This window comes from Campylobacter sp. RKI_CA19_01128 (genome assembly GCF_025771175.1).
In the GTDB taxonomy this organism is placed as follows: domain Bacteria; phylum Campylobacterota; class Campylobacteria; order Campylobacterales; family Campylobacteraceae; genus Campylobacter_D.
This window is the reverse complement of sequence record NZ_JAKMPU010000008.1, coordinates 62898-72517: the sequence shown is the minus strand read 5'-3', so window position 1 is coordinate 72517 and position 9620 is coordinate 62898. Positions and strand designations below refer to the sequence as shown.

Below are 9620 nucleotides of genomic sequence, written 5' to 3'. Positions count from 1 at the left end.
ATTAAATTCAATCCAAAAGCTTAATTTATAGTATTTTACACCAAAAAATATTTTTAACTTAAATTTTCATCCATAAAATTAAAAATTAGCTCTTTTGAACATTTTTTACATTTGTAAGCAATATTTAAATACTTAATTTTTATATGCAAACCATAATCAAGCTTGTGAATCATATCCTTACAAGCGCAAATATACTCAAATTTATCACTGCTCTCTTGCACCTGTTTTTGATTTAAATCTTTTTTATCTAAACTTTTTTTAAATTTACTAATTCTCATGTCATGTTCTACTATATGCTCTAAAAGCCATACTGAAACTATCTTATATAGCTTTTCTTTAAGATCATTTGTACTAGAACATTCACTAAGCAATACACTCATGTCTTTGATAATTTTCTTATGCATTGCTTTGTGTTCTGATAAATACGGATAATTTATAGAATACATATAATCTTCTTCATCTTTAAAATGGGTTCGCATATAATCAAAAAAATCACCCAATAATTCCTTGACTTCTGCTTTATAAATATGTCTATTTAAAAGATTAGCGGTTTTTTCTGCTAAAGCAAAAAGAGTTTGATGTTGCAAATCAATATCTGCATTTTCAATGCTGAATTTTTCATTCCATATTGGAAATGCTTCCATAAGACATCCTAAGCAATGCGAATATTTTTTTTACAAACTTTGCAGTTATATTTTACACCATTAAGAATTTGTAAATGAACACGATGAGGGATTTTATGCTTTTCATTTACACAACCACAAATATAAACAACATATTTTGGTGTTTCTTCAACAAAATGCTCTACAGTTAAATTTTCATCCTTATCAAAATCTACCTCATCGGTTTTTTGTTGTTTTTGTTTTTCATATCTATGATATTTCATATCTTCTTTTAATATATGTTCTACAAGCCATTTTTCTGTAATTACATTAAGTTTTTCTTTGAAATCATTTACAGTTTTAATGTTTTTCACTAAAGAGATTAATGAAGTTGTAATTTCTTGATGGATTTTTCTATGTTGCTCTAATCCAGGATAAGCAATATTTTGCATATGAGCTTCCTCATCTTTAAAATGAGTTTTAATATACTCAAAAAGCTCAATCAAAACACTTTTGATTTCACTAATACTTGCATGATTTTCTGCTATAAGATAAGCCTTTTTGGCTATATCAAATAAAACTTTATGCTGCTCATCAATGGTTTTATTATGCACGCTATATTCTTTCGACCATTTAATCATAAAAGCCCTTTTTTTAATAAAAAAAATACAACCAAAAAATAAACATAAATAAGTATAACAAAATAACCAAATTATATAATAAATTATAAATGTTTGCAATAGTAGAAAAATTAATTTGTAAGATATTTATAATTATAAATATAATTTTTAAGCTAATATTTTTAACTTTTATATTGAAAATATTTTATTTAAAAGCTATGAATGTTTCAAAATTTACCCATTTAAAAACACTTTCTACTTTAGAAAATCCTGCTTTTTTAAGCATGGCTATGTTTTCATTTTGAGTATAAGGTATGAGAACATTTTCCAAAGCTTCTCGTTTGCTTGAAATTTCTAGCTTACTATAACCTTGCTCTAGTTTATACTGCTCATAAATTTGTATCATTTTTTTAGCTATTTTGACATCTTCATAAAGAATTTTTTCGCTAAGCACAAATATACCATTTTCATTTAGGTTTTGATAGATTTTATCAACTAACTCTTGTCTTTTGGGTGGGCGGATAAACTGCAAAGTGTAGGTGGCGATGAAAACATCATTTTTAAAAAACTCAAAATCATCTAAATTTTTTTGATGAAATTCCACCCTAGCTCCAAAGGCTTGGCATTTACTTTTAGCAATCTCTAGCATAGCATTAGCCTCATCAACCCCACTTAAAAGAAAATCTTTTCTTTTTTCATAAAGTGCAAGCAATAAACTAGCCGTAGAACAACCAAGATCACAAATTCTTGCATTTTGCGGTGTAAAATGATCTATGAGTTCGACTATGAGTTTTAAATTTTGCGTATAAAAAGGTACGGACCTTGACACCATATCATCAAAAACACTTGCTACACTTTTATCAAATTCAAATTGTTTTTCTAAGGGTTTTTTAAAAATTTCATCTTTCATTTAATTTTCCTAAAATTTCTTTTGCTTTGTTAATATCTTTACTAATTTGTGTTTTTAATAAGGCTAAATCATTGAATTTCTCATTAGCTCTTATATAGTCAATAAAGCTTAACTCCACTGATTTTGTATTTGTGTTTGTGAAATTTTCATCTAAAATATGCGTTTCTAAAGCAAAATTTTCATCAGTAGATCTTATACCTATAAAACTTACACTATGATAACTTTTATTTTCAATCTTTACCAAAGTCGCATATACACCATCTTTAGGTAAAAAGAAGTCTTTGACGCATAAATTTAAAGTTGCAAAAAGCTCTTTAGCACCTATGCCTTGCCCTTTGATGATATTTGCCTGTATAGTATAAAACCTACCTAGGAAATTTTTAGCTTTCTTAACTTTTGCTTCTTTAAGTAAGGTTTTAATCATACTTGTATGAACGCTTTTGTTTTGAATTTTAAACTCATCTACAATGATAGTGTTTATACCACAAAGGCTTTGTATATCTTTGGCGCTACATTTTCTTTCTTTACCAAATTTAAAATCATAACCTACGATGATTTTTTCTAGTTTGGGAAATTCTTGCTTTAAAAGCTTTAAAAAATCCTCTCCTTTGTAATTTTTGATTTTTTCAAAATCACAAAAAATCAAAGGAAAATCAACCAAATTTACTCTAAAATCCTTAGGTGTTAAGGCTTCTTTTTCCTCTTTAGTGATGATAAATAAAGCTCCATTTTCATCTAAATGCTTAAAAAGCTCATAATGCCCCAAATGCATACCATCAAAACGCCCTATGGCTAAGCTCGTGATTTTAGTTTTTTCTATAGGCGTAGAAAAACTCAACATTACCTTCTTTTCCTTTTAAGTGTGACTCTTGACTTACTTGTAAAATCCAACCAAGCTTTGCACAGGCTTTTTCAAAGCTTTCTTTAGCAGTTTTAATGGCTTTGATATCTTTTACTACTCCGTTTTTATCACGCTTAGCATTTTTACCTACTTCAAATTGAGGTTTAAAAAGTAAAATGATAAGATCTTTAGCAAGTTTATCTATATGAAAAATTAAATGTGTTAAAGATATAAAACTCACATCACAAGTGATAACATCATATAAAATTTCACTTTTAAACTCACGCAAATCGGTGTTTTCGCAAATTTGGATATTTTCTAAATTTCTTAAGCTCTCATGAAGTTGGTTAGAACCTACATCCAAAGCTGTGATATGTTTAGCCTTGTTTTGATGTAAAATTTGCACAAAACCTCCAGTCGATGAGCCTATATCTAAACAAATTTTATCTTTTATAGTAAATGCATGATCTTGTAGAAAATGCTTGAGTTTAAAAGCAGCTCTACTTACAAAAAGCTCTTCTAAAAGCGTTAGTTTTAAACTCTCATCTTCTAAGGGGCTTTGAGATGTGATTTTAAAAGAGGTTTTTTTAAACTCATCATTGAGTAAAATTTGCTTGTTTTCTATAAGCTCACAAGCTTTATTACGAGAAATATTCAACTTTGCACTTACAAAGACATCAAACCTCATCATCACCGCCTAAAAGAGCATTAAACTCAGCCTCATTAATACATCTAACCCCTAAACTTTGAGCCTTTTCAAGCTTTGAGCCTGCTTCGCTTCCGTATAATACAAAGTCCGTTTTTTTAGACACACTTGAGTTTACCTTTGCTCCAAAGCTTTCGATTAGCTCTTTAAAATGATCGCGTGATTTGCTTAAAGTTCCTGTGATAACAAAGGTTTTATTAGAAATATTTTCATTTATAATAAGCTCTTTTTTCTCATCCTCTAAATGCAAAATTTCATAAAAATGCTTAATGCGATTTGCATTGACATGGGTAAATTCTTCTAAGCTTTTAGCCATTTGCTCGCCAAAGCCTTCTAAATTTGCATAAGCTTCATAGCTTTGTATAAACCATTCAAAGCCAAAAGATTGTGCTAGCTTTTTAGCTGCTACTTCTCCGATATGTTCTATACCCAAAGCAGTGATAAACCTTGATAAAGGGCATTTTTTTGCATTTTCAATAGCGCTTAGAAGATTGTTGATTTTTTTCTCTTTAAAGCCTTCTAAACCTTCAAAATCACTATATTTTAAGAAAAATATGCTTTCTATATTAGTGATTTTTCCTTCTTTAAATAAAAGTTCTACGATATTTTCTCCAAGGCCGTCTATATTTAAACACTTTTTGGATACAAAATGTATAATAGAATTTACAAGTCTTGCTTTGCAGTCTAGGTTTTGACATTTTAAAAAAGCACCCTCATCTAAAAGCTCACTAAAACACTCAGGACAAAGAGTTGGTTTAGCAATCTTACTTTCTAAACCATCACGCCTTTGGGTAAAAACTTTAGTGATTTTAGGTATGACATCGCCACTTCTTATCACACTTACACTATCGCCTATCATCACTCCAAGTCTAGCTATCTCATCAAAATTATGCAAGGTTGCAGACTTTACTATAACCCCGTCTAAATTTACAGGCTCTAAAACCGCCACAGGAGTAATCACCCCGCTTCTTCCAACTTGTAAATTAACCCCGAGTAAGGTTGTAGTTTTTTCCAAAGCAGGAAATTTAAACGCAGCCATAAATTTTGGAAATTTCACGGTATAACCCAAAAGCTTACAATGAGCTAAATCATCTATCCTTACAACCATACCATCCATCATCATAGGCTTTTGATCTCTTTTTTCTAAAAGTTCATGGTATTTTTCTAAAACCTCATCTAAAGTTTTCACACAAAAAGCAAAATCATCTTTTAAAAAGCCAAGACTTCTTACAAACTCCATCACTTCAGAGTGTTTCTTAAACTCTAAAGAATTCTCCCCCACTCCCCAAGGATAAAATTTTAAATTTCTTTCTTTTGTAATGCTTGTATCAAGCTGTCTTAGCGAACCACTTGCTGCATTACGTGGGTTTGCAAATAAACTTAAGCCATCTTTGGCTCTTTTTTCATTGATTTTTTCAAAATCTTCTTTTAAAATCACTACTTCGCCACGAATTTCTATCTTGTCTTTATAAGGAATTTTTTGAGGTATATTGGATATCTCTTTTACATTTAAAGTAATATCCTCGCCTACTTCCCCATCGCCTCTTGTAGCACCGCTGATTAAAATACCATTTTCATAAGTAAGATTTAAACTTGCTCCATCAAATTTAGGTTCTATGAAAAAATCAAACTCACATTTAGCTCTTTTTGCCCAAGCTCTAAGTTCAGCTTCATCAAAAACATCTTCCATAGACCACATTTTTGCACTATGTGCAAGTTTATGAAACTCACTTTGTATAGTTGGGGCGATATTTTGCGTAGGAGAGTCTTTAGAAATCTTTTCTTGATGAAGCGTTTCAAATGCTTTTAACTCTCTTATAAGTTTATCATATTCTTCATCGCTTGCTAAAGGCTCATCATCTTCATAATAAGCCCTCATCCATTCTTTTGCTAATTTTACCTTTTCTAAATACTCTTGATAAGTCATCATTACTCCAAAGAAAGTTCATCCATAGCTTTTGCAAGTTCAAACATTTGTTTATGTTCATATACATCATGCACTCTTATAATACTTGCTCCATTTTTAAAAGCCTCTAAATGCAAATAAAGCGTACCCGCTAGTCTTTGCTCAACACTTGAGCTAAAATAAGCATTTATCATACTTTTTCTACTAGCTCCGATTAAAAGTTCTTTTTCAAAGCGTAAAAAATGCTCTAAATGCTTGATTAACATCATATTATGCCAAGGACTTTTACCAAAACCAATACCAACATCTAAAATCACATCTTCTAAACCAAGCTCACTTAGCCTTTTTAGTTTTTGCGCAAAAAAATCATCAAGCTCAGCTAATACATCTTCATAATGCGGGTTATCTTGCATATTTTGTGGAGTATTTTGTATATGCATGAGTGTGTAAGTAGCTTTATATTTTAAAGCTAGTTTGGCTAAATTTTCATTTTTAAAACCGGTAATATCATTAATAAGCTTAAAGCCTTTATTTAAAGCATATTCTAAACAATACTCATCAAAGCTATCTAAGCTAAAAATACATTTTTCATAAAGTTTTTCTTTATAGATCAAATCTAAGGTATTTTTTAAACGCTTAAACTCTTCTTCTTGCCCACAATACACACTACCAGGTCTTGAAGAAACCCCACCTATATCTATATAATCAGCCCCTTGAGAAATCATGAGTTCGATTTTTTCTAAAACTTCATTTTCTTTAACCCTACTTTGAGCATTAAAACTATCTTCATTAATATTAATCACACCCATAATTTTTGCGTGTTTGGGTTTAGCGAAATTAGACTTTAAAAATAGTGCTAAATTTTTAAGTTTAAAATCTTGTAGTTTTTCTTTTTCTATAAGCTTTTTAGTTTGATCTTGTGTTACCATAAGCAAGGCATTGGTATGTTCTTTGCCTAGTATAACTTCTTTATGTGTTACAAGCTCAGCTCCAACCCTTAGCGCATCTTGTTTGAGTATATTTGCAGCAGGTGCTCTTAATTCTTTGATAAGAAAAAAATGAATTTGAGTTTTTTCACTCATAATTTTCTCGCCTGCTTTATGTGGCTTTATATATTTAGAAATTTGCTCAAAGTCTGTGTTGGGATTGATTTTAATGATTTTCATTTTTTCTCTCGTGTAAAATTAAAGCTATGGTGCTTAGTAAAATAGTTGGCTTTGCATTTAATTTAGCTAACTCATAAGCTTTGTAAAAAAATTCAATTTCTTCATCGTTTAATTTTATATCTTGTTTAAAACATTCATGGCTTAAAGCGCTAATTAACTCTAAACACTCATGTTTATCTATATTTTCATATTGTTTCAATAATGAAGCAATTTGAGCTAGATCCATTTTTTTAAGATCTAAATTTAAAGACATCTTTTCTTTTTGAATTTTATGTTTTTCTATGATAAATCTTGAAAGTATAGTAGGTAAAAAAACATTTTTTGAAGGAGCTACGATGATAAAATATACATTTTTTGGTGGCTCTTCAAAAAGTTTTAGCAAAAAATTTTGCGCTTCTTCACGAAAAGACTTAGCTAGTATAACAATGATTTTAGCTTGTGCTTCAGCTATATAACTTTCATTCATAATAGCTTTTGCGGTTGCTTGGCCGTTTTTGTCATAAGTTAAGTCATTTAGTCTTAATTCTAAGTCAGGATTTTTGGGTATGAAAAATTTAAGATTTTTTGCTCCATATTCTTCTGTGAGCTTTTCTTGCATTAGCTCAAAATCATTATGGATAATGATTTTATTTCTTAGATTCAAATTTCTACCTTAGAAAAAAGCACAGCCTCTAAGCTTTGCTCAAATACTTTATATAAAGAAATGAGTTTATAGTCTAATTCCTTATCACGCGAAGAAAGGTAAAAGCTATTTTGCAACTGCTCATCAAAAAGCCAAAGCATACTTTCAGCTTTGGAATTAGCGATTTTAAATTTAAAACCTGTATTAGTTCCTATATAAAAAAAGGCATAGCCATTAGGAAAAGAAATACTTAAAAGATCATTTAACAAATCTATATCTTCTTGGGTATTACAAGTTTTATTATAAATTCCTTTTAAAGACACAAAAGGCACTAAAGGTCTTGTGGAACTAGCGTTAATTTGGCCTAAAAAATACTCTTCAAACCACGTTCTTTGATCATCAGTAATCACAATAAAAGTATAACCTTGCAAAAGCAAAGCTAACTTAGAAGCGATCAAAGGCGACCACTCAAGACGCCTTTCTTCTAACCAACTTGTATAAGTACCATTTTCTCGGATTTGCTCTAGGGTAAATTTTAAAAAACTATTGCTCATTTATATATCTAGTTTATAAACTTCATGTAATACTCTTACAGCTAATTCGCCATATTTTTCATGCACGATAACTGAAATTTTAATTTCACTTGTAGAAATCATTTGTATGTTGATATTTTCATTTGCTAATGCTTTAAAAGCTGCCGAAGCTACTCCAGAATGTGATTTCATACCCACACCCACAACTGAAACTTTTACCACAGCACTATCTGTTTCTATATTAGCATTAGCACCTAAAACTTTTTTCATAGCATTAGTTGCTAAATCAAGTTCATTTTCAGGCACAGTAAAACCTAAATTTGTAGCTCCATCTAAACCTACATTTTGGATAATCATATCTACATTGATATTTTCATTTGCTAAAGTCCCAAAAATTTCAGCAGCAATACCTGGCTTATCATCGATATTTCTTAAAGTAACCCTTGCTTGGTTTTTATCTAGTGCTATACCACTAACCAAAGCTTGTTCCATATTTTCCTCCTTAGTAATGATCGTACCTTCATTTTCATTAAAGCTACTTCTAGTAACTAATTTTACATTTAATTTTTTAGCAAGTTCTACAGAGCGATTTTGTAAAACCTTAGCTCCTAAACTTGCAAGCTCTAGCATTTCTTCATAAGAAATTTTATCTAGCTTTTTAGCCTTTGGCTCAATTCTAGGATCGGTAGTATATACCCCATCTACATCAGTATAAATTTCACATAAATCAGCATTTAAAGCTCCCGCTAGTGCTACCGCACTTAAGTCACTTCCACCACGCCCCAAAGTAGTAACATTACCCATTTTGTCAATACCTTGAAAGCCAGCAACTACTACGATATATCCCTCATCTAAGGCTTTGTTAATATTTGTAGTATCAATGTGTTCTATTCTTGCTTTAGTATAAACATCATCTGTGATAATTCCTGCATTGCGTCCGGAAAATGCAGTAGCTTTTAAACCCATTTCATTTAATGCAATAGCAAGCAAAGATGAAGTCACGCGTTCACCACTGCTTAAAAGCATATCCATCTCACGACCTGAAGGATTTTTACTAAAATGGTGAGCAAAATCAATAAGCTCGTTAGTAACCCCACTCATCGCTGAAACTACTATAACTAACTTATCACAAGTTTTTTTACTTTTTGCTACTCTTTTAGCAACTTCATCAATACGCTCAAGCGTTCCTACACTTGTTCCCCCATATTTTTGTACGACCAGCATTAAATATACCCCCTTTCTTTAAAATATTTTAAAACCCTAACATATATAGGTTTTTTAAAATGGTTAATCATATCATAAACATCTTCTAATGAAGCAAATTTATAAGCATCAAATTCAGGATTTTTAGTGTTTAGATTAATGATAGCTTTATTTTTCAATCTAACTAAAAAATATTTTTGGCTTTGACCATCATAAGGATACATTTTTTGTGCAACCTTAGCTGGAAAATCATAATTAATCCACTCAGGATATTCAGCTAAAATTTCAACCTCATCTGTGCCTATTTCTTCTTTTAACTCTCTAAATAATGCACTTTTAACTTCTTCTTCCTCATCTATACCACCTTGAGGAAATTGCCATATATCTTCCATATCATTGCGTTTAGCAAGTAAAATTTTACATTCAAAAGGATAAGCTGATGATAGTACAACAGCGGCTACATTTGGCCTATATTTTTTTTCTTTTTCCATGATTTTCTTATCCTTGACTT

At 30.4% G+C, this 9620-nt stretch carries 11 protein-coding genes; all 11 read right to left on the bottom strand.

Annotated elements, in window-relative coordinates; translation table 11 throughout:
- Positions 1–53: 53 nt before the first annotated feature.
- A complete protein-coding gene (locus L8U98_RS06355; RefSeq protein ID WP_263702882.1) occupies positions 54–644 on the bottom strand; it encodes a bacteriohemerythrin in 591 nt (196 codons plus the stop codon).
- A gap of 8 nt (positions 645–652) precedes the next feature.
- Positions 653–1243 (bottom strand): bacteriohemerythrin, encoded by a 591-nt coding sequence (locus tag L8U98_RS06350; protein WP_263664140.1) that lies wholly within the window; start codon positions 1241–1243, stop codon positions 653–655.
- Between the two features lie 184 nt (positions 1244–1427).
- Complete coding sequence (gene cmoA / locus L8U98_RS06345) at positions 1428–2132, bottom strand: carboxy-S-adenosyl-L-methionine synthase CmoA (RefSeq protein ID WP_263683142.1); 705 nt, start codon at positions 2130–2132, stop codon at positions 1428–1430.
- Complete coding sequence (locus L8U98_RS06340) at positions 2122–2973, bottom strand: bifunctional riboflavin kinase/FAD synthetase (protein ID WP_263725250.1); 852 nt, start codon at positions 2971–2973, stop codon at positions 2122–2124. The genes cmoA and L8U98_RS06340 overlap by 11 nt, the downstream gene beginning before the upstream one ends.
- Positions 2939–3661: a TlyA family RNA methyltransferase gene (locus L8U98_RS06335; RefSeq protein ID WP_263725251.1), complete on the bottom strand. Its 723-nt coding sequence runs from the start codon at positions 3659–3661 to the stop codon at positions 2939–2941. The genes L8U98_RS06340 and L8U98_RS06335 overlap by 35 nt, the downstream gene beginning before the upstream one ends.
- On the bottom strand, positions 3651–5606 hold the full coding sequence (gene ligA, locus L8U98_RS06330) for an NAD-dependent DNA ligase LigA (RefSeq protein ID WP_263725252.1): 1956 nt from the start codon (positions 5604–5606) through the stop codon (positions 3651–3653). The genes L8U98_RS06335 and ligA overlap by 11 nt, the downstream gene beginning before the upstream one ends.
- Before the next feature lie 2 nt (positions 5607–5608).
- Positions 5609–6751, bottom strand: coding sequence for a dihydropteroate synthase (folP, locus tag L8U98_RS06325; RefSeq protein ID WP_263725253.1), 1143 nt, complete (start codon positions 6749–6751; stop codon positions 5609–5611).
- On the bottom strand, positions 6738–7349 hold the full coding sequence (locus L8U98_RS06320; protein WP_263725290.1) for a DNA polymerase III subunit delta': 612 nt from the start codon (positions 7347–7349) through the stop codon (positions 6738–6740). The genes folP and L8U98_RS06320 overlap by 14 nt, the downstream gene beginning before the upstream one ends.
- A 41-nt stretch (positions 7350–7390) precedes the next feature.
- Positions 7391–7927 (bottom strand): HobA family DNA replication regulator, encoded by a 537-nt coding sequence (locus tag L8U98_RS06315; protein WP_263683147.1) that lies wholly within the window; start codon positions 7925–7927, stop codon positions 7391–7393.
- A complete protein-coding gene (locus L8U98_RS06310; RefSeq protein WP_263725254.1) occupies positions 7928–9130 on the bottom strand; it encodes an aspartate kinase in 1203 nt (400 codons plus the stop codon).
- The gene (locus L8U98_RS06305) at positions 9130–9600 is read right to left on the bottom strand and encodes an RNA pyrophosphohydrolase (RefSeq protein ID WP_263707144.1); all 471 of its coding nucleotides are present in this window, start codon (positions 9598–9600) and stop codon (positions 9130–9132) included. The genes L8U98_RS06310 and L8U98_RS06305 overlap by 1 nt, the downstream gene beginning before the upstream one ends.
- Between the last annotated feature and the right edge of the window lie 20 nt (positions 9601–9620).